The organism is Thermomonas sp. LB-4, assembly GCF_036409385.1.
Classification (GTDB): domain Bacteria; phylum Pseudomonadota; class Gammaproteobacteria; order Xanthomonadales; family Xanthomonadaceae; genus Thermomonas.
Map to the genome: position 1 here is coordinate 1 of NZ_JAXOFT010000063.1, position 824 is coordinate 824.

The following is an 824-nucleotide window of genomic DNA, read 5'->3' on the forward strand; positions in this document are numbered from 1 at the left end:
TACGACGCCACGCCGAGGCCGCGAAGCGGTCTCGGCTTGAACGAATTGTTAGGCCGCTGAAGCCGGTGCTCTTTGCACCGACAACCTGGATCTGGGCTTGCCTTGACCCGCGTGAACCCACAACCCGAGCGGAGGCATAGCGGGTTTGAGCTATGCCGGAGCTTGGGCGAGCTGTTCTAGAACAGGCCGAGCACCTGAAGTCAAAAAAGTTCTTTAAGAGCTCTTGGCCCGAGAGATTGTCTTCTGCGGCCTAACACCTGAGTTAAGCCGAACCGTGTAGTGAAGACAAAGGCATGGCAAGCTCCTCCTGCCATGCCTTTGACGTAACGAAGCGGTTTCGGCTTGAACGCATTGTTAGGCCTCATCGCGGAAACACTGAAATGAGCTTGAGGCCTAGCCAAACTGCGGTGATTCCGAGGACAACACTGGCACCAGCATACAGCGCAGCCACTAAGAACTCACTGCGGCGCAATAGCAATAGTGCATCGAGGCCGAACGCGGAAAAGGTTGTGAACCCGCCGAGTAGGCCAGTGAAGAGGAACAGCCTCGTGCCTGGGCCAAACAACTCATAGCGCTCGGTGAGGCCAGCGAGAAGTCCGATGGCTAGGCAGCCAAGAAGGTTGACGGCGAACGTGCTGTAAGGAAAGCGCTCCTGCGCGGACAGGTGCAGCACGAGACCGCCAAGCTTGTAGCGGGCGACCGAGCCGATGAACCCTCCGAGACCGACCAGCAGGATGCCTTTCATGTGAGCGCCGATGATGTTCGTTGCTGAGGCCTAACGCCTTATGTCTTCAGTTTCCCCTAGCCTAAGAGCCGAGAGCCCG

Annotated in this window: 1 protein-coding gene; it reads right to left on the bottom strand. The window is 57.8% G+C overall.

Annotated elements, in window-relative coordinates; all coding sequences use genetic code 11:
* Positions 1-361 precede the first annotated feature (361 nt).
* Positions 362-745, bottom strand: a complete 384-nt coding sequence (gene crcB, locus SPK54_RS13625; RefSeq protein WP_330948409.1) for a fluoride efflux transporter CrcB — start codon at positions 743-745, stop codon at positions 362-364.
* Positions 746-824: the final 79 nt, after the last annotated feature.